The 25323-nt window shown below is 58.7% G+C and carries 16 protein-coding genes and 2 pseudogenes; 9 read left to right on the top strand and 9 right to left on the bottom strand.

Annotated features, from left to right (window positions below):
* Nucleotides 1-1026: 1026 nt before the first annotated feature.
* A complete protein-coding gene (gene groL / locus AAFG07_RS05395) occupies nucleotides 1027-2676 on the bottom strand; it encodes a chaperonin GroEL (protein WP_342726337.1) in 1650 nt (549 codons plus the stop codon).
* A gap of 140 nt (nucleotides 2677-2816) precedes the next feature.
* The gene (locus tag AAFG07_RS05390) at nucleotides 2817-3134 is read right to left on the bottom strand and encodes a co-chaperone GroES (protein WP_342726336.1); all 318 of its coding nucleotides are present in this window, start codon (nucleotides 3132-3134) and stop codon (nucleotides 2817-2819) included.
* Between the two features lie 301 nt (nucleotides 3135-3435).
* Here AAFG07_RS05390 and AAFG07_RS05385 point away from each other — a divergent pair, with 301 nt between their 5' ends.
* Nucleotides 3436-3720 (top strand): usg protein, encoded by a 285-nt coding sequence (locus tag AAFG07_RS05385; RefSeq protein ID WP_342726335.1) that lies wholly within the window; start codon nucleotides 3436-3438, stop codon nucleotides 3718-3720.
* Nucleotides 3721-4908: 1188 nt separating this feature from the next.
* Here AAFG07_RS05385 and istB read toward each other — a convergent pair.
* From istB to AAFG07_RS05365, 4 genes and pseudogenes are all read right to left on the bottom strand, one after another.
* Nucleotides 4909-5772, bottom strand: a complete 864-nt coding sequence (istB, locus tag AAFG07_RS05380) for an IS21-like element helper ATPase IstB (protein ID WP_176539598.1) — start codon at nucleotides 5770-5772, stop codon at nucleotides 4909-4911.
* Nucleotides 5773-5780: 8 nt separating this feature from the next.
* A pseudogene (gene istA / locus AAFG07_RS05375) lies at nucleotides 5781-7271 on the bottom strand (IS21 family transposase); the annotation flags it as partial.
* Between the two features lie 907 nt (nucleotides 7272-8178).
* Nucleotides 8179-9471: an alpha/beta hydrolase gene (locus AAFG07_RS05370; protein ID WP_342726334.1), complete on the bottom strand. Its 1293-nt coding sequence runs from the start codon at nucleotides 9469-9471 to the stop codon at nucleotides 8179-8181.
* 48 nt (nucleotides 9472-9519) lie between these two features.
* Nucleotides 9520-10505, bottom strand: a pseudogene (locus AAFG07_RS05365) (MaoC family dehydratase).
* A gap of 915 nt (nucleotides 10506-11420) precedes the next feature.
* Between AAFG07_RS05365 and AAFG07_RS05360 the strand changes: the two are divergent.
* A complete protein-coding gene (locus tag AAFG07_RS05360; RefSeq protein WP_342726333.1) occupies nucleotides 11421-12653 on the top strand; it encodes a CoA transferase in 1233 nt (410 codons plus the stop codon).
* 23 nt (nucleotides 12654-12676) lie between these two features.
* Nucleotides 12677-13588, top strand: a complete 912-nt coding sequence (locus tag AAFG07_RS05355) for a CoA ester lyase (protein WP_342726332.1) — start codon at nucleotides 12677-12679, stop codon at nucleotides 13586-13588.
* Nucleotides 13589-13714: 126 nt separating this feature from the next.
* Here AAFG07_RS05355 and AAFG07_RS05350 read toward each other — a convergent pair whose 3' ends face one another.
* Nucleotides 13715-15145, bottom strand: coding sequence for an aldehyde dehydrogenase family protein (locus AAFG07_RS05350; protein ID WP_342726331.1), 1431 nt, complete (start codon nucleotides 15143-15145; stop codon nucleotides 13715-13717).
* A 430-nt stretch (nucleotides 15146-15575) separates the two neighbouring features.
* On the opposite strand from AAFG07_RS05350, the gene AAFG07_RS05345 reads away from it, so the two are divergent.
* A complete protein-coding gene (locus AAFG07_RS05345) occupies nucleotides 15576-16895 on the top strand; it encodes an MmgE/PrpD family protein (RefSeq protein ID WP_342726330.1) in 1320 nt (439 codons plus the stop codon).
* 46 nt (nucleotides 16896-16941) lie between these two features.
* Nucleotides 16942-17706, top strand: coding sequence for an alpha/beta fold hydrolase (locus AAFG07_RS05340; protein ID WP_342726329.1), 765 nt, complete (start codon nucleotides 16942-16944; stop codon nucleotides 17704-17706).
* A gap of 74 nt (nucleotides 17707-17780) precedes the next feature.
* Here AAFG07_RS05340 and AAFG07_RS05335 read toward each other — a convergent pair whose 3' ends face one another.
* Nucleotides 17781-19019, bottom strand: coding sequence for an ABC transporter substrate-binding protein (locus AAFG07_RS05335; protein ID WP_342726328.1), 1239 nt, complete (start codon nucleotides 19017-19019; stop codon nucleotides 17781-17783).
* 407 nt (nucleotides 19020-19426) lie between these two features.
* Here AAFG07_RS05335 and AAFG07_RS05330 point away from each other — a divergent pair, with 407 nt between their 5' ends.
* From AAFG07_RS05330 to AAFG07_RS05320, 3 genes are read left to right on the top strand one after another with little or no spacing between them, the layout of a single operon-like run.
* Nucleotides 19427-20512 carry a CoA transferase gene (locus AAFG07_RS05330; protein ID WP_342726327.1) on the top strand — a complete coding sequence of 362 codons (1086 nt, stop codon included), beginning with the start codon at nucleotides 19427-19429 and terminating at the stop codon, nucleotides 20510-20512.
* Nucleotides 20509-21675 (top strand): CoA transferase, encoded by a 1167-nt coding sequence (locus tag AAFG07_RS05325; RefSeq protein WP_342726326.1) that lies wholly within the window; start codon nucleotides 20509-20511, stop codon nucleotides 21673-21675. Before AAFG07_RS05330 ends, AAFG07_RS05325 begins: the two co-directional genes overlap by 4 nt.
* A 19-nt stretch (nucleotides 21676-21694) precedes the next feature.
* Nucleotides 21695-22681 carry a nitronate monooxygenase gene (locus AAFG07_RS05320; protein ID WP_342726325.1) on the top strand — a complete coding sequence of 329 codons (987 nt, stop codon included), beginning with the start codon at nucleotides 21695-21697 and terminating at the stop codon, nucleotides 22679-22681.
* A gap of 454 nt (nucleotides 22682-23135) precedes the next feature.
* Here the strand turns inward: AAFG07_RS05320 and AAFG07_RS05315 are convergent, their stop codons facing one another.
* On the bottom strand, nucleotides 23136-24113 hold the full coding sequence (locus AAFG07_RS05315) for an alpha/beta fold hydrolase (protein WP_342726324.1): 978 nt from the start codon (nucleotides 24111-24113) through the stop codon (nucleotides 23136-23138).
* Between the two features lie 76 nt (nucleotides 24114-24189).
* Here AAFG07_RS05315 and AAFG07_RS05310 point away from each other — a divergent pair, with 76 nt between their 5' ends.
* A complete protein-coding gene (locus AAFG07_RS05310) occupies nucleotides 24190-25107 on the top strand; it encodes a LysR substrate-binding domain-containing protein (RefSeq protein ID WP_342729057.1) in 918 nt (305 codons plus the stop codon).
* The last annotated feature ends 216 nt before the right edge of the window (nucleotides 25108-25323 follow it).

Here is a 25323-nt window from a genome sequence, read left to right as displayed (position 1 = left end):
CCGCAACATTTACCTCGCAGTTTGCGAGCCTTATGCGGGCGAAGGTTGACACGAGGGGCAAGGAACATGACCGAAGCTCTTGCTAGCAGGACATGTACCCCCTTGTCGCGGGGGGGGGGAATATCGCCACTCACGCGCGAGCACGCTAAGCTCTTTCACGCACAGGCCCCAGACTGGCAATTGGCGGAGGAAGCTCACCGCATCGGGCGGGAGCGTCGGGTTTCGCGTTTTCCGCGAGGCGCTTACCTTCCTTTCAAATATACGCGAATTAACTCGCTTTCGAGATCGCTGGAGGCGCATACTCAGACAATCACCGCTCCGCCTCCAGGGCATTACCGGTGACAGAGAGTGTTGCGCTCCCGCCTGTTCGAGGGAAGCATCATGCCCCAGTCTCAACGCCTGTCGTCCGTCATTCCATTCGTTGCAATTGAGCGCCCCGCTTGTCCGAAGTGCAAGGCCCCGATGATGCTCATCAGTATCGAACTGGCACGCCCGGGCGTCGACTTGCATACGTTTGAATGCGCTATCTGCCATCGCGTACATAAGACCCTTGCCGCGTATGAAGACCCTATGCGGTCCAAGGGTCTTGGACGCTGGCTTCAAGGCGATTTGCACCCACCGAAGTAAGGCACGCCGGCATGAACCGGCGGATTTGCGACGAATAATCGCCGGACCGCTTACTGACGCAGAGCAGACCTTCCGAGGTAAGACCGACCGCCTTCGCCGCATCCCCGCCGGATTTACCACCCCGGTCCTTCATGACCATGGACTTCGCGATCAGTTGCTCGCTCGTCCGGCCGGGTAGGCCTCGTTATCCGGTGTTTGTTCATCGAGCCGCGGCTTTGCTCCACGCTTTCTTCAGACCCCACCTCGCGGTGATGCCCTTGCGCTTCGCTAATCCTTCACCGCCATAGGCTGGACAGAGGACTTCCACCTCCAAGCTGCCGTTCATACTCGGCACACAGCAAAGAGGCCCGGCATCGCTGCCGGGCATTGCTGATTTGAACCAGCGCTGAACGGTTGGACTTAGAAATCCATACCACCCATACCGCCCATGCCGCCGCCGCCCTGGGGCATGCCGGCACCGGTGCTCTTCTTCGGCACTTCGGCCACCATGGCTTCGGTGGTGATCAAGAGAGCCGCGACCGAGGCCGCGTTCTGGATCGCCACGCGAACCACCTTGGTCGGGTCGATGATGCCCTTGGCAACCAGGTTGCCGTACTCGCCGGTCTGCGAGTCGAAGCCGTAGGAGTACTGGTCCTTTTCCAGGATCTTGCCGACGATCACGGAACCGTCTTCACCGGCATTGATCGCGATCTGGCGGGCCGGCGCGGACAGCGCCTTGCGCACAATCTCGACGCCGGTCTTCTGGTCATCGTTCTTGGTGCGCAGCCCCTTGAGATGCTCGGAGGCACGCAGCAGGGCGACGCCGCCGCCCGGGACGATGCCTTCCTCGACTGCCGCACGGGTCGCGTGCATCGCGTCATCAACGCGATCCTTGCGCTCCCTCACCTCGACTTCGGTCGCGCCGCCGACGCGGATCACCGCGACGCCGCCCGCGAGCTTGGCGAGACGTTCCTGCAGCTTCTCACGGTCGTAGTCCGAGGTGGTTTCCTCGATCTGCGCCTTGATCTGGGTGACGCGGGCGTCGATGTTGGCCTTCTTGCCGGCGCCGTTGACGATCGTGGTGTTTTCCTTGTCGATCATCACCTTCTTGGCGCGACCGAGCATGGCGAGCGTGACGTTCTCGAGCTTGATGCCGAGATCTTCCGAGATCGCCTGACCGCCGGTCAGGATCGCGATGTCCTGCAGCATGGCCTTGCGGCGATCGCCGAAGCCCGGCGCCTTGACGGCCGCGACCTTCAGGCCGCCACGCAGACGGTTGACGACGAGGGTGGCGAGCGCTTCGCCTTCGACGTCCTCAGCGACGATGACGAGCGGCTTGCCGGTCTGCACGATAGCCTCCAGAAGCGGCAGCAGTTCGTTCAGGCTGGAGAGCTTCTTCTCGTAGATGAGGATGTAGGCGTCGTCCATCTCAACGCGCATCTTGTCGGCGTTGGTGACAAAGTAGGGCGAGATGTAGCCGCGGTCGAACTGCATGCCCTCGACGACCTCGAGTTCGGTCTCGAGCGACTTGGCTTCCTCGACCGTGATGACGCCCTCGTTGCCGACCTTCTTCATGGCGTCGGAGAGGAACTTGCCGATTTCGGAATCGCCGTTGGCGGAGATGGTGCCGACCTGGGCGATCTCCTCGTTCGAGGTGACCTTCTTGGAGTTCTTGACGAGGTCGGCGACCACGGCGTCCACTGCCAAGTCGATACCGCGCTTCAGATCCATCGGATTCATGCCGGCGGCAACCGCCTTGGCGCCTTCGCGCACAATGGCTGCGGCCAACACGGTCGCGGTGGTGGTGCCGTCGCCAGCGGCGTCGGCCGCCTTGGAGGCCACTTCGCGAACCATCTGTGCGCCCATGTTCTCGAACTTTTCTTCAAGCTCGATTTCCTTGGCGACGGTGACGCCATCCTTGGTGATGCGGGGTGCGCCGAACGACTTGTCGAGCACGACGTTGCGGCCCTTGGGACCGAGCGTCACCTTTACCGCGTTGTTGAGAATTTCGACGCCGCGCAGCATGCGGTCGCGGGCATCGACGCCGAATTTGACTTCTTTGGCTGACATAATGGTCTCCGTTTTCAACTGGTCAGATCCCATGACCGCGCGACTGGGTCGGCTCTTGAGGGATGAGATTTGATTGCGGACCTCATCCTTCGAGAACTCGGCTGCGCCGAATCCTCAGGATAAGGAAAACTGGCTAGCGCTTAGGCGGCCTTCTTCTTGGCCGCGGGAACGTCGGTGAGGACGCCCATGATGTCGCTTTCCTTCATGATCAACAGCTCCTGGCCATCGATCTTGACCTCAGTGGCTGACCATTTGCCGAACAGCACGCGGTCGCCGACCTTGAGGTCGATCGGAATCAGCTTGCCGGCTTCGTCGCGGCCACCTGGGCCCACCGCGATGACTTCGCCCTGCGAGGGCTTTTCCTTGGCTGTGTCCGGGATGATGATGCCGCCTGCGGTCTTCCCTTCGGCGTCGATGCGTTTGACCACGACGCGGTCGTGGAGCGGACGGAATTTCATGCAATCCTCCTTGGCTTTTGTGATTATTTCTGGATTGGCAGTCGCGATGACCGAGTGCTAGCCGCTCTTCACATAAGACTGCGACACTGAGGCGCAAGGGCTGTGTGACACTGGGGCGCAAGGGGCGTCGGCCCAGGATGTTAGACTTCAACTTCAGTCTCTTCAGGAGGAAGGTCTGGGGCGATCGCTAGCAGGCGAACTAAATAAGCTGCTAGCGCGTTGATTGCTATGATCTATTGAACGTTTTCTTTTTTGGCGAATTGAGAATCATGCAGCTGCTTTAGTTGGGCTGGAGGTTGCCATGGTCGAGAAAGATGCCCCTTCCAAGGATTTCAGGAAGCAGGTCTTGGGCTACGGACTGACAACGGCGGAAATCGTTTATCGCCGTCCGGATCGTCCCTGGCTGCTACAAACCTACGTCTGGCAGGACTACGATCTGTTTCCAAATTTCCCGGCGCTAAAGGATTTTCTCGCGTTCTGGGAAAAATCACTCGAAGGACCTCTGTTCGCAGTTAGCGTTGCGCACTCGAAACTGATCAAGCCAGCCGAATTGCACGCCGTCGACGGCGTGTTCCAGTTGCACTAATGCAAGGGCGCGAACTTTGGGGTGATCTCTGTCGCTCATGCGCAAATTGCTTTCGGGAAATTTACTCCCGTCACTCGGGGTAAATTCAGCGAGTTCACAGTGCCGCATTTCTTACTCGCCGGCGCCGACGAAACGATCGAATAGTTGTTTGCTGCGGTGCAGGAGTCCGAATCTGTGCAGGTTTGAGACATGCCGCGATGTCCGCTATAGCGCCGCTTTTCGAGTTAAAGCGGAAGTGAAACGGACAGCCTCAAACCCATAAAATGAAGCTGTGGACGTTGCCTACGCCTCCTTCCGATTGTCATCAGAATCGCACGTCGAGCGCACCGTTTGGAATGGGCGGCGTGTATCAGTTCGACAGCGGTTGACCGACGCTTCGGCGAGCGATGGTCGTCCGTTGCCGATTGGATTAGATTCGAATCGCCGCTTTCCTGCAGAAAATCGATGGGCCTGTGGTTGCGCGCGGAGTGTTCTTGCATCGGGAAATCGGCGCAGTTTGGCGTCGATAGGGTATGCTGAAGTGGCGCGCCCTGGGAGATTCGCCCCCCAAGATTCGCAGTAAAAATATTCGGCGATGATTTTGTCTTCTACATATATCCCGCTGCCTCACTCTTTAGTTGAGCGTGCGCGCGAAAGTAGCATCTCTGGATGTTCTGTAACGCTGCACGCGGTCGCAGGACTTGCTCCACCCGACTCCGGATTCCCCGGAAAGGCTAAATCCGTTCCGGCGGTTAGACTGGGACGGTGAGTGAGTCATAACAAAAGTGGTTGCGGGGAGGCGCAACCACCGATACCGACACTCGGTGCGGTTGCGATTTGATGTGCAACTGAGTTTTGAGTGGCGCTCCCTAGGGGAATCGAACTCCTGTTTCAGCCTTGATCGTTATGAATAGTGCGGGTTCATGCGAATTTGGCGGATTCTCGCTGAATTCTGAGTCCAGATATGCGGGCTGATGACCGGCCGCACTTTGCTATGGCTTGGCACCGATCTTGATATGGATCGCGTCGGAGCTTTCTTGATTGTTCGGAACTTGTCTTGCGAATGCGGTCAATCCCTCGCTCCGCATCGCCTGCAGAAGGGCAGCGGCCGGCTTGCCAGCAGTTCCCCAATCCGCCTGTCGCGATTCGACGATCTGAACTTCGACCCCTTTGAGCACGACGATGCCGGCCGCAGGCTTTCCTGGCGTGTCAATCGGCGTTCAAATTTGACCCCTCATCGGCGTCCAATTTTGACCCCTTTGCGCGGCGGGCTTTGCTGGTAGCGCTCGTCTCGTCGGAGCTGGCCGGGATAGCGGAGGCGAGACGAGCGCGGGTGGCGTGATCGTCGTCTCGGCTCTTGAACCGCCAGCTGTCGTTGCCGGTCTCGACAATGTCGCAGTGATGGGTCAACCGGTCGAGCAGCGCGGTGGTCATTTTGGCGTCGCCGAACACGCTCGGCCATTCGCCGAAGGCGAGATTGGTGGTCACGATGACAGAGGCGCGCTCATAGAGCCGGCTGACGAGGTGGAAGAGAAGCTGGCCACCGGACTGGGCGAAGGGCAAATAGCCGAGTTCATCCAGCACGATGAAGTCCATCCGGGTCAGATGCTCGGCGAGCCGTCCTTGCCGTCCGTTGCGGGTCTCGGTCTCGAGGCGATTGACGAGGTCGACTACGTTGAAGAAGCGGCCGCGAGCTCCGGATCGGATGCAGCTTCTGGCGATGGCAATGGCCAGGTGGGTCTTGCCTGTGCCGGTGCCGCCAACCAGCACGACGTTGCGTTGTTGGGCGATGAAGCCGCCGCCAGCGAGATCATTGACGAGAGTCTGATTGATCGGCGTGCCGTCGAACTGGAAGTCGGCAATGTCCTTGGCAAGCGGCAGCTTGGCAATGGTGAGCTGGTATTTGATCGACCTGGCTTGCTTCTCGTTGATCTCGGCGTTGAGCAGGTCGCCGACAATGCGCTGAGGTTCGTGCTGGCGTTTGACGGCAGTTGCCATGATCTCGTCGAAGGCAGCCTTCATGCCGTAGAGCTTGAGTTCGCCCATGAGGTCGAAGATTTGGGTTCGTTCCATTAGATGGTCCTCCGGAGGTTGTCGTAGCGGGCACAATCGGCGATCGGCGCATGACGGAGCGTCAGTGCGGCCGGCGTCATGATGTTGGCCGGTGGGGCGGGTTCACGTTGACGGGCCAGGATATTGAGCACGACATCGGCGGAATGGACGCTGTGACTGAGCGCTTCGGCACAGGCTGCTTCCACCGCGGGCAGACCGTCAGTCAGCACCGCGTTGAGGATGTCGACCATCTGCCGATTGCCATCGTCGGTGCTGGCAAGCTTGCGCCGGATCCGCTCGATCGCGGCCGGCAGCACCCAGTCTTTGAAGGGAGCACCGTTGCGCAAGGCGCCGGGTTTGCGGGCGAGCACCGGCACATAATGCCAGGGGTCGTAGACGGTATCGCCGCGGCCAAAGGATCGCGGGTGCTCGGCAACGATGCGTCCATCCTGACGGATCACAATGCGATCGGCATAGGCTTGAACCTCGACCGGTCGTCCGACTGCGCTGGCTGCGACCGAGTATTTGTTATTGTCGAAGCGCACCAGGCAGGTCTTGGAGACCGATGCCGTCACCGCATGGAAGCCGTCGAAGCGGCCGGCATAAGGAACGAGTTTGGGGCGTTCGGCTTCGAACACTTCCCAGATCGTCTGATCGACCAGTTCCGGATGGCGATGAGCCTTGGCGTAGGCGATGCATTTGTCGAGCAGCCAGGCGTTTAACTCGTCGAGGTTTTTGAACCGCAGCCGCGGCGTGAAGAAGCGTTCCCTGACTAGCCCGACCTGGTTCTCGACCTGGCCCTTCTCCCAGCCCGACGCTGGCGTGCAGGCGACCGGATCGACCAGATAGTGGCTGCACATCTGCAGGAAGCGGCGATTGTAGAGACGCCCTTTACCGACGAAGATCGTCTCTACGGCGGTCTTCATGTTGTCGTAGATGCCGCGGGTGCAGGTGCCTTTGAACAGGGCGAACGCCCGGTCGTGGGCGTCGAACACCATCTCCTGCGTCTCCCGCGGATAGGCCCGCACGAACAGCATGCGGCTGTGACAGAGCCGGACATGGGCGGCCTTCACCATCACCGTGGTGCCGCTCAGCAAGACCACCTCGTGGCTCCAGTCGAACTGGTAGGCTTCGCCGGGGGCAAAGCACAGCGGGACATAAGCGGCCGCGGTCGATTGCCCGCGTTCTTTGCTCCACCGCCTGGCGTAACGCCGCACGGCATCGTAACCGCCGTCGTAGCCGCCCCCGCGCAGCTCTTCGAAGATCCGGATCAGCGTCAGCTGTTCACGAGCCGGTTTGGTCGCGTTCGCCGCCAGCAGCCTATCGAGCTCCGATGCCCACCGCCCCAGCTTTGGCCGCGGCTGCACCTGCCGCTCGTACTCGAAGGAGGTCTCTCCGGACCTCAGCACCTTCCGGACCGTGTTCCGCGACACCTTCAGGTCGCGGGCGATCTCCTTGATCGTCTTGCCCTTGATGAAGTGCTCGCGCCGAATCCGCGCAATCGTCTCCACGACCAGCATCCCCGACCACCTGCTTCATTCCAAAGCAGGCAGCGCAACAGACCAACCTACAGGGGGTCAATTTTGGACGCCGATCCCCCGGCTTAGGGGGTCAATATTGCAGGCCGAATGACACCTCAGGTCTTGCGGGCGGTCGAGGACCACATCATTTGCAGCCGCACGCTCGACAAACGAGTGGACCTAAACAACAGGAGATTAATAAGTCGCTAGTGGCTAAGGTGCGTGTCGTACGGCTTGGCTTGTCGCGCTTGCGCTCCAACGGAGCCAGTCCGGCGGTACGCCTCGATTTCCAGGCGCTCGCGATTCCATGCCAACCCCGTTGCGTTTCTCTCCTGACGCGGAGATCGAGCAACCGTTCAGCCGACCATTCCGGTGTCTTTGACAGCTACTCGATAGTCAGCGCGCTTATTTTGGCCGCGCCTTCGCGATTTGGCGCATCCTCTCATGAGCTAGACCAGATAGCAGCAAAGGAAATGCCATTTCCATGTCGGAATCGACGAGGTTCATCACGTCAGGCTTGGCGACTTGTGAGGAAATTGTTGCAGGCGCTGGTAGGTTGCTGTCGCAATTTCGGCAGGCGCGCCGAAGAGATGGTGGCAAGCCGCAACGTCGGCAGGGCCTCCTCGATGGAAATCCATTCGAAGAGCGGCATGAAACTGCCGATAGCTCAATGGCGGCGTCTCCCAACCGTTGGTATTCTCTATAGCGTCCGCCGACGAAAAGAAGCTGCGGAACGCAGCTCCTCTTGACTTCGACAGCCGTCGGAATGTCCCCATGCAGCTTCGGTTCGGTAGTTACAAACCGGCCGCGACGACGTCGCGTAATCTCCGCTCGACGCAGGGTCGGCGCAGCCAGCGCAAGAGGGGCGACAGATGGGCTCGCCCTCCGGCTTCAAGTTTCCAAGCCGCTATGCAGACAGTTTCTCGGAACGTTTGTCGCTGCGCATCCGCAACTCGCGCAATATCGGCAATACATGCTCCAGAAACTTTTCCGGGTTCTCCGACATTCCGAAGTGTCCAACCCCGTCCATCGCTGCCCAGGTCGACCCGGCAATTGCCGCATGGGCTTCGCGCCCGGCCTCAATGGAACCGCTATAGTCATATTCGCCGTTGAGGATATGCACTCCGACCCTGCTCGTATCGATGAGATGGGCTTCCTCTCGCAGATCATAATCCGAACAATAATAGTTAAGGTCGCCGATGAATGTCTGCGGCCAGCCGGCCGCATACATCTGCGACGTCTCCTTACGATAGGCTTCGGGCGAGGTTGGGCTCATGAGGCTGTCCATCATACGCGCCTTGTAGTCGTTACTGACCCTTGGGTCCCACATCGTCTGGACTGCAGGATGCTCCACGGGGATGTGTGTCTTCAACGCGCCCTCAACCGAAATTACGGCGCGGAAACTATCTGGATAGTATCGCGCCAAGTCCAACGCCAGCATGCCTCCAATCGAGCAGCCCATGAACACGGGTCGATCGAGACCGAGAGCTTGCGACAACGTAACAGGAACCGAGCGTAGAAAGTCCGCCCTTAGCCTGTACTGCTCCGTCCACCATTTTGGTCCAACGGGAGGTAGGGACTTGCCGTGGAAGGGAAGATCATAGGCGACGAGGCGGAAGTGGTCCGTGACCTCTTTTGCTTCGAACAAATGCCGCCATTGAGAACCATGGCACCCGGCGGTGTGCTGGAGCACCAGCGGAATACCCTCGCCGGCTTCTTCGAAATAGATCCGATAGTCCTGCCCACCGAGATCTAGATGGATATAGCGGCCGGTCGGGCTATCGAACTGTCCAGTGCGAGCCGCTTCGGAAACCTGACGCGAGGCATAAGGGCTCGCCGGTCGCATCAACTCAATCACACGAGCGGCTGCCGCGAAATACTGGGCAAAAGTGAGATTGTCTCCCTTGAGCGCGAGCTGTCCCTTCCCGACCAGCGGCCACAGATCATTCTCGAGCCGCGGCGGCACCGCCGCTAAAAGCGCGCCCCAGAGAGTGTCGGGACCAGAGATCATGATCACGCCTTGGCCGTTTCCTGGGTCGCCTGCCGTAGGTCGACCATCGCTGACGGTGAGAGAGACTGCGCCGGCTTCGCCTTCGAACTTCAAGCCGCCGGTCCATCCTCGAGCCGCAAGCAAGAACTCTCCGTCAGATGCGCACAATTCGACCAGTCTCGCAGAACCAAATTCACTCAATGCCGACATCATCACCCTCCCGTCTGTTATTTTGGACACCGATGGACTTTTGCTTGCTTATCGAGGTCGCTCATTGAGCCAATGGCTTCGCCGCTTCATCAGCACGACCCGTTCCAGCTGCAGAACCTGCTCGTCGCGCTGATTGAAGCCGTAATGCCGAAAGCGAACTATCCCGGCGTCTGCGCGATCGCTTTCGCTTGTTTCGACCACTTCACTGTAGGCATAGAGCGTATCGCCATGCCTCACAGGTTTCGACAGCCGGATCTTGTCCAGGCCAAGCTCAGCGAGTGCATTCTCGCAGCAGTCCTGTGCGCTCAGACCCAGGATCAGCGAAAAATTTACGCCCCCATAGCTCAGGATCCCGCCGAAGGGCGAGTTCTGCATCTGATGTTCGTTGAAATGACCGGCTGCGGTATTCATAACCATGTTGGTGATCAACACATTCTCGAGGGGCGTGACTGTTTTTCCCCGCGCGTGGCGAATAGCCGTTCCGACCTCAAAGTCCTCGAAATAGTTGTTGGTGGCTGTCAGTGCGGCAACGCCAGTCATTCGACTTCTCCCTGCGGATGGCGACGACGAATGAGGTTGGACCGTCGAAAGCTGACCACCGTTTCGCCACCGGCATCTAAGCCGCGGGTTGACCACGTTACGATGCCATTGGCAGGGTTGCTCTCGGAAAGTCTGACTTCCGTGGTCTCGCTCTCGGCCCGCACGGTGATGCCGGGATAGACTTGCCGATGATAGACGAGATCATACACCCCGAGGAACGGTCCACCGATCTCACTTAGGTCCTCGACGCTCAACCCCAGGACGACGTTGAACAGAAGATGGGGATTGACCACGATGTCGGGGTGTCCATGCTCTTGAGCATAGTCACGGTTGAAATATAGAGGGTTGAACGACAGCGTAAGCGTCGAGAAAAGCAATGTGTCGCTTTCCGATATCGTTCGACCCCAATGGTGCTTGAACTGGGCGCCGACCACGAAGTCCTCAAACAACCGACCCTTCGCCCACAGCGTCGCGCGCTCTCGAATGTCGCTCACTGCATCTCTCTCCAAGAATTTGGTCCCCTAACTTGATCGTCCTGCGCCGTAGCGACAACAGGAAACTACCGAGCCGCACCTCCTGATTACATATGAGATGGCATCACGCCTCGCGCGTCTAGAACTGTCGCATGCGAAGTGTGCCCGCATGACAATTGGCCTATTAACGTCGGCAAGATGCGCGCTTGAGCGAGTGGCTCCATCCTGCGGCCACTAGTCACTTCCCGACCGTGTCCCGCCATTCCTCCCGTATGATAGTTGCAACGATTGCGAGGAGATCGATAGCGAGAGACAGCCGATCCAGCGAAGAGCTGACCACCGGCTCTCTAAGAGCGCGAAGCTCGAGCCGCGACATGGTCATAGACCTCAACGACTCTGTCTCGATAGTCACTCAATTGAATGAATTGTCAGCGGGCGATCCACGATGCCCTCCCGCATATCCTAGAGCTATCATGGATCTTCCGCGCCTCGAGACATTGCGACACACGCCTCGCGGCAAACGCGTATGGGCCTTGGCTGCCTCGAAAAGATTGCGACCCGGTCAGGAATGTCGGGCATCTTGACCTCTGAACGTACTCAGACCATCCCCGGCTTGCGCATTGGCACTTCTGTGCGAACTGCGGCACCCGGACGCGCTTCTCGCTCGGCGAATGGGTATCCAACAGCCACAAGCGTGAACGTCGACGGCGTAATCACGCAATACACTCTAGGAGGCGGATCGCACTAGCCGCTGGTCCACGAGTTTAACTTCATCACATTCTCGCCATTTCACTACATCTGCAATGAATCTTCCCGAGGCGCGCTGCGCACTTGCCCGCCTTACTCCACCGACGCATCCTTCAGAGGACGGCTGCGCCCACGCCCGCGAGGAGATCGCTGGCCGTTTCGAAGGTAAATAGGCAGAGGTGCGCAGATATGACGGACACGAACCCGAGGAGCTTTGGCGCGCTTCGCGATCTTAGAATCATCGACCTTACTCAACTTCTCTCCGGCCCCTATGCAACTATGATGCTCGCGGACCAGGGGGCTAAGGTCATCAAAGTCGAACCTCCGGAAGGAGATATGAGCCGCAGCGCGGGCCCATTTCGTCCCGATGATGAAGTGAAAGCGCTCGGCGGCTATTTCCAAAGCATCGGCCGCAACAAGCAAAGCGTTGTTCTCGACCTCAAGACGGCCGAGGGAAAGGCTGCCTTGATCGCGCTCGTTCGGAATGCCGATGCCTTGGTCGAGAACTTCCGGTCGGGGGTTATGGAACGCCTTGGCCTCTCGTACGAGGTCCTGCGGGACGTCAATCCTCGGCTAGTATACGGCGCCATCCGCGGCTTCGGCGACGTCCGGTCCGGAGCTTCACCCTACACCAATTGGCCGGCATTCGACGTCACCGCGCAGGCCATGGGCGGCATCATGGCGGTTACTGGACCCGACACCGCTACACCAACGAAGGTGGGGCCAGGAATCGGAGACATCGTTCCAGGCATGTTCCTCGCCTTTGGCGTGCTCGCTGCCATCCACCGGGCGCGTGTAGCGGGACATGGGCAATATGTTGACATAGCGATGGTCGACGCAATCCTCGCACTGAGCGAGCGTTTGGTCTGGCAACATTCTGTTCTCAACGTTGTGCCCGTGCCAGAAGGCAATCATCACCCCTACTTCTGCCCTTTCGGCGTGTATCCGGCAAAGGACGGCTTTGTGACCATCGCGGCCATGCGCGATAATTTCTTCGAAATACTGTGCAAGCGGCTTGACGCCACTGATCTCCTTGATGACGCACGCTTTGCCAGCGAAGCCTCGCGTGTGGAGAATCGAACCACGCTCATCGAAGCCATCAGTTCGCGTACGCGACGTCTTCTTAAACGCGAACTCCAAGACAGGTTGGGCGGCGAGATTCCATTCGGACCAGTCATGGATATCGCCGAGATCGTCAAGGATCGGCACTACATCGCTCGCAACATGATCGTGGATGTCGAGCAGCCCGGCGCCCGGCCCATTCGCATCGCCGGCGTCCCCATCAAGATGAGCGACACGCCTGGCGGCGTTCGCAGCAGAAGTCCGCTGCTTGGAGAGGACACAGTCTCGTGTCTGCGCGACGCTGGCCTGAACGACGACGAGATCAATGCGGCAATCCAAGCCAGCGCCGCAAAGAATTAATGCAACCCCAAGGAGTCCATTCTATGACTATTCGCCCCGCGCGTCCTCGGCGCTCGCAGCTTTCGGTGCCTGGTAGCAGTGAAAAGATGCTGGCCAAGGCTGCCGCATCAAATGCTGATCACGTCTTCTGTGACCTGGAGGATGCGGTTGCCCCGAGCGCCAAGGTGGAAGCTCGTGACAAAATCGCTTGGGCTCTCAATAACCTCAATTGGGGCACGAAGACCCGCTGCGTCAGGATTAATGATGTAACGACGCAATGGTGCCACGACGACGTTATCACGATTGTCGAGAAGGCAGGAAAATCCGTCGACACAATCATGCTGACCAAGCCCTATACAGCTGCCGACGTGATCTTCCTCGATCGTCTCCTCGGGCAACTCGAAGCCAAGCTCGGTCTCGACTACAGGATCGGCATCGAGGTCTTGATCGAAGAAGTCGGGGCTCTACAGAATGTGGAAGCCATCGCCACGTGCTCCAATCGCATGGAGGCGCTTATCTTCGGAATGGGTGACTATAGTTGTTCCCAAGGCCTCGACTGGCTAGCGATTGGGGATCAAGCTGTCTACCCGGGGGATATCCTCCACTACGCTCGCTTTCGGGTCACGATGGCCGCCCGCGCGGCGGGGATCGATGCGATCGACGGCCCATATGCGGATGTCAAAAACGAGATGGGTTATCGCGCTCAAGCTCGCATGGCGAAGTCTCTCGGAATGGTTGGGAAATGGGCGATCCATCCCTCGCAGATCGCTCCCGCCCTCGAAATCTTCGCGCCCACCATCGAAGAGGTTGATCGCGCGCGCCGCATGGAAACCGCATTCCTCGCAGCCCAGGACGAGGGACTTGGCGCCGCCATGTTCGAGGGCAACATGATCGATGCTGCAACCCTGCGTCTCGTTCGTGGAACGCTCTCAAAAGCAGAGCTCTACCGCGTGTAGGTGCGTCGAGATCGAAGCAGCTTCAACGGTCGGGCGACACAGTCCCGACCGTTGACCTCGGAATGGTGCGATATGTCCGATTTTGTACCTTGAGATCCTACACCGGTATCGTCGAATGCGGTACCGCTACAGCTTGATTGTCACGCATTTGAGTTGGGTATATTGGAGAAGCGCTTCGATTCCTTTCTCCCGACCATATCCGCTGTTCTTGTAGCCCCCGAAGGGCGTCTCGACGCCACCAGCCATATAGTCGTTGATGTACACTTGGCCGGCCTCAAGCCGAGCAGCCATGCGCAGCGCCCGACTGATGTCCCGCGTCCAGACAGCCGCGCCGAGACCATAGTCGGAGTCATTGGCGATGCGCAATGCGTCCTCCTCGTCGCCGAACCGGATGACTGCCAACACCGGGCCGAAAATTTCCTCGCGTGCGATGCGCATGCTCTCTTTTACGTCCGCATAGATGGTAGGGCGGACGAACAGACCAGATCCTTCATTCGGGTTACCGGGACCTCCGGTGACCCGTCTTGCGCCCTCAGCTTCGGCAATGCCATGGATGGCCTCCACGCGCTCGAACTGCGCCCTGGTCGTAAGTGCTCCGAAGGCCGAATCCGAGGCCAAGCCGACCTTCAGCGCTTCGACACGGTGCACGAGACGCTCGAGAACCACATCGTAGATGCTGTCCTGCACGAGAAGTCGGGACCCGGCGACGCAAACTTGGCCAGCATTAATCGTGAAAGCACGCGCCGCGACCGCGGCCGCGGTATCAAGATCGGCATCTTCGAAGATGATGTTGGGCGACTTGCCGCCGAGTTCGAGGGTCAAAGGAATGATACGCTCCGCTGCAATTCGGCCGATCTCCCGACCAGCCCGAACGCTGCCTGTGAACATGATCTTCCTCACCGCAGGGTGCGATACCAGCGGCTCTCCCACACCCTTGCCCGTCCCGAGTACGATATTCAGTACACCGGGCGCTAGACCGCATTCTTCGGTCGCGATTCGAGCCAGCTCCACGACTGAGCGTGGCGTTTCTTCAGAAGGCTTGACAACAACGACATTCCCGATCGCGATCGCGGGCGCGATTGCTCGAGCTGCTTGGTTTATTGGTGCATTCCATGGAAGGATGGCTGCCACCACTCCAAAAGGTTCTCGGCGCGTGAAACTGTGAAATGAAGAACCAAGATTGATCACGTCACCTTGGGGCAAATTCACCAGACCGCCATAGAACTCGAAATACTGCGCGGCGCCCTCGACCTCTGTCAGCGCCTGCCATTGCGGCTTGCCACTATCCTCGGCCTCTATCGCCGCAATCCGCTCGATCTGTTCTCGAATCTTCCGTGCGATTTCGACAAGGACACGACCGCGGACGATTGGGCGATGATCGCGCCATGCGGAAAAGGCAGTCTTAGCCGCTTCAACAGCATGCTCGACGTCGGCGACGTTCCCCGCCGCGAGCCGCCCGATGAGTGCGCCGTTGCCCGGCGCATAGTTGTCCAGGTAAGCGCCCGAGCTGGGAGGCATCTCCTCTCCGCCAATGAAATGCAGCAAATCATCGTTCATCACGGCCTCTCCTCGTGGATCAAATCTGATGTTCGAATCTCGGTGCGGAATCACTTTGGAGCCGATTGCATGCGATCCGGTCGCGTTCGCAAACGCGACAAGATACGCTCCCGCGTGTTGGACCGCTCCGAACGGACGTTGTCGCCCGCATGGTGCCTCTCACAAAAACTGCCCCTCCGACCGAGACTGGGCACGGCGCCGCAATGATGACGACGGTGGCTGGTATCAGCGCGAGCCCGCTTCCAAGGCACGGTCATCGGGCGCTGCATGCAGAAGTATCGATATCAGAAGTTCATCTTCCTCGGCCAGGTGAGGTCATCATGGTAAGCGAACTCATCACATATGAGATGGTCGAGTATCCCCTCAGATCATTCTTGCATGCGGATACTCGTTCCATGATGATGCCGATCATTTAAGGCGAGGAACCGCAATGCATGATCTAACTGCTCGTTTGGCTCGCCATGCTATCGAATACCGAACTGCCGCACTTGATACGTCGACGCTTACAGTCGCAAAGCAGTGCGTTCTGGATTGGTTTGGCGTCACGCTGGCCGGAATGGACGAGCCAGTGGCTCGAATTCTACGTAGTGAAATTGCTCCTGGCTCACGCGGTATGTCGTCGATAATCGGACATGATATGCGATGCGCTCCAGCCGACGCCGCCTTGATCAATGGAGCAACATCGCATGCGCTTGATTACGACGATGTTCACCCACTCGTCGGTCATCCCACCGCTGCAATTCTTCCTGCCGCTCTTGCCCTTGGTGAGGCGGAAAGCTGTAGCGGCGACGACGTTCTTCGCGCGTTTGTCGCCGGCTACGAGGTAGCGGCTTTCGTAGGCTCGCTCGTGATGCCCTCGCACTATGATCGCGGCTTTCATTCCACGGCGACCTTAGGCGCTTTTGGAGCCGCAGCTGCTGCCGGCGTGTTGATGAAACTCAATGAGACGCAAATGGCGGTGGCGCTCGGGCTTGCCGGAACCCAAGCCGCTGGCCTGAAGTCAATGTTTGGTACGATGGCGAAGCCATTCCATGCCGGCAAGGCAGCATCGAACGGCATTATCGCGGCCCGTCTGGCGGCACGAGGCTTCTCCGCAAATCCGGCAGTTCTCGATGTTGCACAGGGATTCGTCACCACACAATGCGACGGGCGCCCGGAGAAGGACGTTCGTCCGCTCCCCTTGGGAAGCGTGGTCGTCACGACTCGTTTCAAGTATCATGCCGCATGCTACCTCACCCACTCCACCATCGAGGCTGTCGCCGCGTTGCGGCGCGAGCTCAAGTTGAGCGGGCCCGATATTGCCAGTATCGACGTGCACGTTCCGATTGGCCATCTTTCCGTCTGTAATATTCCCGCCCCGCGAAACGGACTCGAAACCAAATTCAGCTTGCGCCACACGGCAGCGCTTGCGGCGTGCGGCACAGATACGGCTTCGGTCACCTCATACTCGGATCGGTATGCTGTCGATCCTTCGCTGGCGGAGGTTCGAGAACGCGTGACCGTTTATGGCGATCGGCCGCCCGGGCAGGACGCACGCGTCATCATGACCTCACGTAGCGGTCGATCCGCCGAACTCACATGCGATGTTGGGCTTCCGGATTCCGACCTCACGCGTCAAGGCAAGCGATTGGCAGATAAGTTCACCACCCTGGCGTCGGCTGTTGTCGGCGCCGATCGCGCCGATAAACTACGGAACAATATAGCGACGCTGAACGCACAACACCGCATCAATCTCCTCACGACGGTTTAGGCCACCGCGGAGCCAATGCGCGAACCTGACGCTTATGAAACCTCATGTGGACGTCCATGCCGGGGGCACGGGCCCCTACCTGCTTTTGGTGCACGGCTTCCTATCAAGCCGAGCACAATGGCGTTTGAACCTGGAGGGTCTAAAGAGCAGTTTCCGGCCGGTAGTGGTCGAACTGTGGGGACACGGCCGTTCACCTGCCCCGATCGACCCTGAAGCGTATCGCGCTTCCAGCTACATCGACGCATTCGAGGCTATCCGGCGCGGTCTCGGCATCGATCGCTGGATGATCTGCGGTCAGTCTTTTGGAGCGGGCTTGACGATTCGGTACGCCCATCGTCATCCAGATCGGGTCGTCGGCCAAGTCTTCACCAATTCGATGTCAGCTCTGTCGATGCCAGACCAAGCACAGGATGCTGCCATCCGCCTGGCCCGAGCCGACGGCATCGAACGCGGCGGGCATACCGCGGTTGAGGCATTGCCGTTCCATCCACGTTTTGCTCTTCGGATTTCAAGTAACGTAAGGCAGGAGATGCTCGATGATGCGGCGCTGATCTCTCCGATCGCGATAGCCAATGCGATCCGCTACACCGCGGCGGAATTGTCCACGGCGGATTTCTTCCGGAATCTCACCGTTCCGACCTTGCTGGTGAACGGCCTCTGGGAGAAGAAATTCCAGCCACTGCGCAACATCGCGGCGAAATGGCTGCCAGCGCTGGAAGTGGCCGATATCGAAGGAGGGCATTCGATCAATCTGGAAGCGCCCGAACACTTCAATCTTGCGGTCACCGATTTCGCTCGCCGCCTGGAGTGAGACAGACAGCGTCGGTCGTGCCCAACCTGGTCTATTGTAGTCTCTCAATGGACCGGTTTTGAATGCGCGGGTAGCTATTGCGACTGCCCGCTTCCGATCTCACCGACCATTACTGGTCCAAATCGATGCCAGCCTTGGCCCTCGAAGCGCATCGTTTGCAGTTGCTCAATTGGATAATAGTCCGTGCGGCTCGTGTTGATCTTAATGCCCGGTAGCAGAAGGCCGAGCTCAAACTCCTTGAGGTTCGCCGCTTCCTTCATGATGTTAACGCGCGATATATCCTCTCCGCAATTCCTTAGGACTTGGACGACCGTCTGCGCGGCAAGGTAGCCATAAACATTAAGACTGTTCGTCTTGTCGCCCTCTGGATAATATCGCTCCATAAACGCAATCCACTCGCGGATGGGCGCATCTTCGGCCCATGCTGCGTCCGTTGGATCCTTCATGTATGCGCTGGAAATGATTCCCTGAGCGGTTTCGAATCCCGCAGGCTTGATGACTGAACCAACCGAGTTCGAAATGCCAGCAAGGAAGTGGACGGGAGACCAGCCAATTTCACCCATCTTTCGAATCGCTTGCGAAGCAGCCTTGGGAGTGACAAACGACATCATGACGTTTGCACCGGAAGCCTTCAGGGCGACGATTTGCGAATCGACCGTAGGATCGGTCACCTCGTAAGTCTTTTCTGCGACAATCATGGAATCCGCCCTGCTACCGAGGCCATCCCTCAGCCCCTTCACGTAGTCCTTACCAAAATCCTCATTCTGCGAAAGGACGGCGATCTTTGCATTCGGGTAGTGCTCGAGGATGTGCTTGGCAAATACGCGGCCTTCACTTTGGTATGTTGGCTGCAAGCCGATTGTCCAAGGGAAACTCTCCGGCTTGCCCCATTTGGCCGCGCCACTTCCGACGAAGAGCTGTGGGATCCGCTTCGCGTTCAGATATTTTTGTACCGCCCCATTTGGCCCCGTTCCAATTGCGCTAAAGACGAACAGCACTTCATCGCTTTCCACCAGCTTGCGGGTCTGTTCGACGGTTTTCGGCGGACTGTTGGCGTCGTCATAGGAGATGAAATTGATCTTCCGGCCATTGATGCCGCCTTCTTCGTTGATCTTCTTGAAATAAGCCGCCTCAACTTTTCCGATAGTTCCGTAAGATGAGACTGGGCCGCTATATGCGACCGTATTGCCGATCTTGATCTCGGTATCGCTCGCGCCGGGATCATACTTCTTTTGCGCTTGACCCGGTGCGGCGATACCGCAGGACACGCAAAGCAACGCAATAGCCGCGAAGCGCGAAAAATTGGACAACATATCGTTCCTCCGGAGGCCGCTTTATTCTCATAGATGCGATAGCGGCGTTGAAGATCCGGAGGTTTGCGGCAGCGCGTCGTCTAATCAACTCGTTTCGACTTCAGCGCCAAGAACTATCATGGTTGTAATGATACGACGAAGACCTCGTACCGGGCCTCGTTCGAGTTGAAATTGCATCCGTAATTTGTCGCATCGAGCCGCGGAGACTCACTGGACACTGGACCAAGTCTCACCGCAACTGGACACACGAAGGCATCCCGCTCGATCACATGACGACAGACTAGGTTCGGGAGCTTGCACGTGAGGCACAACCGCAATCGAACCAAAGAAGCTAACTCGGTTTCATGAACGAGACAAATTCGACGGCCCCTGTTCCTGCCGAGCCACCTCCACTGGAGGGGACAGTCGTGCTGGAAATCGGCAATGCGCGGGCACCAACCTGTGTTCGTTTGGCGACCTCCCTTGCTACCAAAATAGTATCTGATCTCGGTGCTCGGGTGATCAAACTCGAGCCCTTCGGGGGCGATCCTGTTCGACATAAGCCCCCATTGCTGCCGGATGCTTCCGGGGACGAGCCCAGCGCCTTGTTCAGATTTTTGAATGCGGGCAAGACATCGTTGATACTGCCGAACGAATCCACCGCGATGAGGAGATCGTTGGAGGCACTTTTGAGCGGCCGCGTCGACGGTGTTTTCTTGGAGGAAGGCGACCCTATCCGAGCATCTCTCGACGAAAGTTCGGTCGCTGTTGTCGAGGTCGCAGGATGGCCGACGACGATGCCGACTGGGCGACGCTTGTCGGGGTTCACCGCTCTCGCACTTGGTGGTCTGCTGGATATGGTAGGAAGCCCACAGCGCGAACCGTTGCGGCTCGGCGGCCATCAGGCCTCCTATTCGGCGGGCTTGTCCGCCTTCACCGCGTTCATGGCGCTGCTCACCCAGCGCGATGCGGGCCATGCGGCGCCGCCCGCTCGGATTTCCCTGATTGAGAGCGTCATGTGGGTGAACTGGAAAGCCATCGCGGGCGTCGACGACACGGGTGGTGCGCCGACACGTGAAGGCGACGGTTCGGAATTCCAGGTTGTCCGCTGCCTCGATGGCTGGATCGCGGTAGTCTTCACCGTCACTGAGTTCAATAACTTGCGTGACCTGGTGGGTAGCCGGTGCCTGCACGATGAAAGGTTCGCTACCCGAGCCGGGCGCGTGGCCCACATTCGGGAGCTGTATGAATACCTATCACCATGGTTTGCAGTACGGACGCGAGCCGAAGTCTATGCCGAAGCGCAGGCGCGCGGTGTGCCGCTCGGGCCTGTTTGCGGGCCTTCTGATCTCCTGGATGATCAGCAAAATGCCGCGCGAGATTTCATCGTTCCGTTGAACGATCCTTCGCTTGAAGGACTTCGCTTACCGCGATTGCCTGTGCTGTGGAACGGTCGCGGTTTCGCGCCGCCTGCTCCTCGCGAACCCTCGTCCCCAACCTCATTTGCCCCATGAAGCCGCTCGCAAACGTCAGAGTCGTCGATTTCGGACAATTGACCGCTGGCGCCAACACCTCGGCCATGCTGGCGGATCTTGGCGCAGAGGTCATCAAGGTCGAGTCGGCAAGTTTCATGGATCTCTTCCGCTCAATGGGCAGCAATCAGCGAGATGCCCACGGATGGTGGAACCGATCACCGCAATTTCGCTTCACCAACCGCAACAAAGTCGGAGTGGCGCTTGACGCGAAGAAGCCCGAGGGTCGCCGCCTTTTGCAGGATTTGATGGCCGGTGCCGACATCGTCGTTGAGAATTTTCGCCGAGGGGTAATGGAGCGGTTGGGGCTCGGTTATGCCACGATTGCATCCCGCAATCCTCGAATCGTCTTTGCGTCCATATCGAGCCAGGGCGAGACGGGCCCTTATCGGCTTCACACCTCATTTGGCTCGACCCTTGAAGCCATGGGCGGAATTGCCGCCCTCACGGGATATGATAACGACAAGCCAGTGGTAAGCGGACCGCACGTCAACTATCCGGATCAAGTTGTCTCTCTCTTTGCAGCGGGAATCATTATTGCCGCACTGCGGGAAGCTCGGCGCACCGGAAAGGGCGCCCATCTGGACATCTCGCAGCGAGAGGTGACGAGTTTTCTTATCGGCGAAGAAATTCTGGCGAGTTCGGTAGATCATAAGCGATCCAGGTTGGCCCGGAGAGGTAACGCAGAAGACGGCGTCATGCTGCAAGACTGTTTTCGGACCATGGACCAGAAATGGATCGCGCTCACTCTTGAGGACCAAGCAGACGTTGAACGTTGCCTTGCGATCGTGGGACACAGCAAGAATATCCGTGGTCGATTGGTAGAGTGGTGTATGAAGCGTTCGGCGGTTGAGGCTTGCGATACGCTCGCCGCAGGCGGATTGGCCGCCGGGCTCGTACACAATGGAACCGCGTTGAGCCGAGAGCACAAGCTCGCGGGTCATACCCTCGTGCGACGCCCGAATGGTGAAATCGTGAAAGGGCAACCTTACAGTTTCGGCGGCCAGGAGTTGAAGGTGAACTGCGATGCGCCGGCACTTGGTGAGCACACGGAGTTAGTGCTGCGGAATATACTCGGGCTCGACGAGACCGCTATTCAGCACCTTGCCGCACTTGGCGTCACGCGGGCCGAACCGGTCACATGACGATCGGACAGGAGGTTGCATGAACGTCAAAGAGTTAGCCGGACAGCTTGAAATTCCTCTCATCCTGGCTCCCATGTTCCTCGTCTCGACGCCGGCGATGACGCTGGCCGCCTGCTCGGAGGGCCTCCTGGGCAGTTTTCCGGCGCACGGTACTCGGACGCCCGAAGTCTTCGAGGAATGGCTGATTGAGACAACCGAGGGGCTGGAGCGTCTTCGCGGCGAGTCGGATGGCAAGATGATTGCCCCCTTCGCAGTCAATCTGGTCGTTCATCCTTCAAATCCCCGAATGGAAGGGGATCTGGAAAAGTGCATCAAGTACCGAGTTCCGGTCGTGTTGACGTCGAAGGGCGCGCCGCCGGACGCGGTTGCACGCATTCACGACTACGGAGGCGTCGTTCTCCACGACGTGGCTAACCGGCGCCATGCTGAGAAAGCACTCGAAGCTGGAGTCGATGGTGTAGTTGCCGTGACAGCGGGCGCAGGCGGGCACACTGGGACGATCAACCCGTTTGCACTTATGAACGAGATTCGTCGGATTCACGATGGTCCGATCGCGCTCGCTGGCGGAATGACTACCGGCCGCGATGTCCTCGCAGCGCAAGTCATGGGCGCGGATTTCGCGTATGTAGGGACTCGATTCATCGCCACGGCTGAGTCATCGGCTCCCTTTGGTCAGAAGCAGATGATCGTCGATTCGATTGCGACCGATATTTTCTTCAGCGCATCCGTTGACGGAGCCCCCGCCAACTGGTTGACGAAGAGTCTGTCAGCAGCCGGAATCGACCTTGACGTGCTGCGCACAACTCGGCCGGGAAAAGTCATTGCCGCAGCCGAAACCCACAAGCGCTGGAAAGACATCTGGACCGCGGGCCATGGCGTCGGCAACATCGATGATATTCCAACGACGGCGGAATTGTGCCGGCGGCTGAAGGCAGAGTATCGAGCAGCCGCATTGCACCCGATCTCAAATGACGTAATCGATCAAATGGCGCAACCGAGCGGCTAAAGCTCTCGCGACGAGACTGCCGGGACATTTGACCAAGTGTGTGGGGCGCACGCGACTGCCGGGTGCATATGTCGTGCCCACTTTGGGCCTGCTTGTTGGCTAGGTCTGTTCCGAGTTATGCGTTGAGTTCGGAAAGATCGATCATAAAGATCGATCATGATGTCGGGGCGCAGCGCCCTTGCCGCACCGCTTTGAGTTTGGCCACGAATCGAGCCGCGAGTTCCTATCGATATGGCTGACCAAAGTGCCGGATTCTGGGACATCGAGCTGTTCGTCCTTGCGCCCTGACAGCATTCGCTGTTGTCAGGGCGCGGCACGTGCAAGAAATTCTATCAGGCGTCGGCGCTCATAACGCATCACCAACGACCACATGAGCTGCGTCGAAGGATGATTGGTGTTGGCGGCGACGATAGCCGCCGTCCTTCATACAACCCAGGACCGGCAAGACGTCACATCATGCCATATGTTGGCGAAACCAGTCAGAAGCATGACCGACGGTGCGGTCCACCACGTCGGGCTGATCATAGTATTGAAAGTGGCTGGTGCCATTTTCCCAGATCAGCTTTTTGTCAGGAGTCGGAATCGAATCATAATGTCGCTTCGCCGCGGCTGGGTTCATGCAGCTGTCGGAATGAATGATCAGCGCGGGTTTCCTAAGCTTCGCAACCCCGGGAGCAGTCGTGTATTCGAAATGATCCAGATCGCTCATGATGGCGTAGCGGTTCTCCCAACCTCTGAGCGTCCAAGGGCCATACCAGCTCCACACGAGTGGCCCAGGGAGGCCGGCGTCCGAACCAGCTTTCGGGTTGCCGAGATCGGGTGAAACGAGCGGCTTGTAAACGATCTCGCCATTCGCATCATATCGCGCCTTGGCATCACGCGCGCGTTCAAGCCGCGCTGCCAGCAGCGCTTCCAGTTGCTTTGTGGAGGGCGCCGTCGTGGCGTCGAATGGATTTTCGGTGACGCCGGCCGCGATCATAAAGAGGTCTGTCTCACGATCCCGATAGTAGCCGGTCACCGACACGACTGCCTTCACGCGGTCGTCGTATGAAGCGACGTCAAGCATCTCCGGGCCACCCTGGCACACGCCGAGCAAGAAGGTGCGCTTCGGGTCGACATCCTCGCGCGCAAGCATGTAGTCGAGCGCGGATACGACGTCCTCATTCTTCATCTTTGGATTTTCAAGTCGGCGCGGCATACCTCCGCTCTCGCCAACCGTGCGCGGATCGAAGGCGAGCGCCAAGAACCCTTCGTCGGCAAGCCGCGTGGCATACTGGGTCGGTGCTTGTTCTTTCTGGAAGGAATAGGGCCCAAGCACAACAACGGTCGGGAACGGGCCCTCGCCCCTCGGATGATACAGGACGCCAACAACGTCCTCGCCGTGCGAGGGAAAGGTCACTTTCTCGAGGGTGTAGTTACCGTGTTTGGCCATGAGGCTTCTCCTTTCAGCTTGCACAAAGCTAGGGATTGCTCATCATTGACACAATCTCGTGAAACTTGATGCCAAGATGAATGACTTTCACCAATTGAAGGGTGGCGACCTATTCGCGCTAACGGTGTTCCTTTCGGCAGCAACTCACCGCAGCTTTCGTGCCGCCGCCGTTGAGCTAGACGTGACACCTTCGGCGATCAGCCATTCAATCAAGAAGCTTGAAGAACGCATTGGCGTACGCCTGTTCAATCGGACGACCCGCAGCGTCTCGTTGACGGATGCTGGCCAGCGCCTTGCCACGAAACTACGTCCTGCAATTGCGTCTGTTGCGGAGGCGATGCAGGAAGTTGAGGGCTTTCAGGGCGCGCCGCGCGGCACAGTACGGATCAATGCCAGCGATGTGGCGATCCGCATGATCTTGCGGCCAATACTCGCACAATTTCTGCGCGATCACCCGCAGGTGCATCTTGACATCGTGACCGACGGCCGGCTCGGCGATATCGTTGCCGAGGGCTTCGACGCTGGCATTCGACTAGCAGAGGCGGTGCCGCAGGACATGATCGCGGTGCGCTTAACCGAAACCGCTCGTTTCGCCGCGGTCGCCTCCCCAACGTACTTTGCTGCGCGCGGTTGGCCGCAAGCTCCCCAGGATTTGTATCGGCACAATTGCATTCGCTTTCGATTCGAGAGCGGCGCGATCTACCGCTGGGAGTTCGAGCGCCACGGCGTCGTCGAAACGATCAACGTCAACGGTCTACTCACCCTGACTGATCAGATATTGATGGTGGAGGCGGCTATCGACGGTGTCGGAATCGCATTCGTGCCCGACTTTCTGGTTTCCGCTCCCCTTCGCGAGGGCAGCCTCGAGCGCGTCCTCGACGATTGGTGCCCGGCTTTTCCTGGCGTCTGCCTCTATTATCCCGGGCACCGTCATGTCTCTGCGGGATTGCGGGCACTTATTGATGCGATCCACAAGTTCGAGTTTGAGAGATGACAGAAAGCGATCGAGCTGAGCGGCAGCGCACCATAGCACTGACGTTCGGCGTACTTGCCGCAAAATGTCACGCCCGGCCACGGACTTGGCGCCTTGATTGGTGACAGCCGGGTGCCGCAGAATACCAAGGCCATTGCGGGCTGCAGCAACCGGACTGAACCGCGGATTTCCGGGATAGTCGACCATTGGGAATGCAAGGTATCGCGACGCCGGAAA

It is taken from the genome of Bradyrhizobium sp. B097 (genome assembly GCF_038957035.1).
Classification (GTDB): domain Bacteria; phylum Pseudomonadota; class Alphaproteobacteria; order Rhizobiales; family Xanthobacteraceae; genus Bradyrhizobium.
The sequence above is the reverse complement of the archived record's forward strand: the minus strand, read 5'-3'. Positions and strand labels throughout refer to the sequence as shown.

What these genes read in the sequence shown, in the direction of transcription:
- groL (WP_342726337.1), bottom strand. Translation starts at nt 2,676, where the DNA reads ATGTCAGCCAAAGAAGTCAAATTCGGCGTCGATGCCCGCGACCGCATG.
- AAFG07_RS05390 (WP_342726336.1), bottom strand. Translation starts at nt 3,134, where the DNA reads ATGAAATTCCGTCCGCTCCACGACCGCGTCGTGGTCAAACGCATCGAC.
- AAFG07_RS05385 (WP_342726335.1), top strand. Translation starts at nt 3,436, where the DNA reads ATGGTCGAGAAAGATGCCCCTTCCAAGGATTTCAGGAAGCAGGTCTTG.
- istB (WP_176539598.1), bottom strand. Translation starts at nt 5,772, where the DNA reads ATGGAACGAACCCAAATCTTCGACCTCATGGGCGAACTCAAGCTCTAC.
- AAFG07_RS05370 (WP_342726334.1), bottom strand. Translation starts at nt 9,471, where the DNA reads ATGTCGGCATTGAGTGAATTTGGTTCTGCGAGACTGGTCGAATTGTGC.
- AAFG07_RS05360 (WP_342726333.1), top strand. Translation starts at nt 11,421, where the DNA reads ATGACGGACACGAACCCGAGGAGCTTTGGCGCGCTTCGCGATCTTAGA.
- AAFG07_RS05355 (WP_342726332.1), top strand. Translation starts at nt 12,677, where the DNA reads ATGACTATTCGCCCCGCGCGTCCTCGGCGCTCGCAGCTTTCGGTGCCT.
- AAFG07_RS05350 (WP_342726331.1), bottom strand. Translation starts at nt 15,145, where the DNA reads ATGAACGATGATTTGCTGCATTTCATTGGCGGAGAGGAGATGCCTCCC.
- AAFG07_RS05345 (WP_342726330.1), top strand. Translation starts at nt 15,576, where the DNA reads ATGCATGATCTAACTGCTCGTTTGGCTCGCCATGCTATCGAATACCGA.
- AAFG07_RS05335 (WP_342726328.1), bottom strand. Translation starts at nt 19,019, where the DNA reads ATGTTGTCCAATTTTTCGCGCTTCGCGGCTATTGCGTTGCTTTGCGTG.
- AAFG07_RS05325 (WP_342726326.1), top strand. Translation starts at nt 20,509, where the DNA reads ATGAAGCCGCTCGCAAACGTCAGAGTCGTCGATTTCGGACAATTGACC.
- AAFG07_RS05320 (WP_342726325.1), top strand. Translation starts at nt 21,695, where the DNA reads ATGAACGTCAAAGAGTTAGCCGGACAGCTTGAAATTCCTCTCATCCTG.
- AAFG07_RS05315 (WP_342726324.1), bottom strand. Translation starts at nt 24,113, where the DNA reads ATGGCCAAACACGGTAACTACACCCTCGAGAAAGTGACCTTTCCCTCG.
- AAFG07_RS05310 (WP_342729057.1), top strand. Translation starts at nt 24,190, where the DNA reads ATGAATGACTTTCACCAATTGAAGGGTGGCGACCTATTCGCGCTAACG.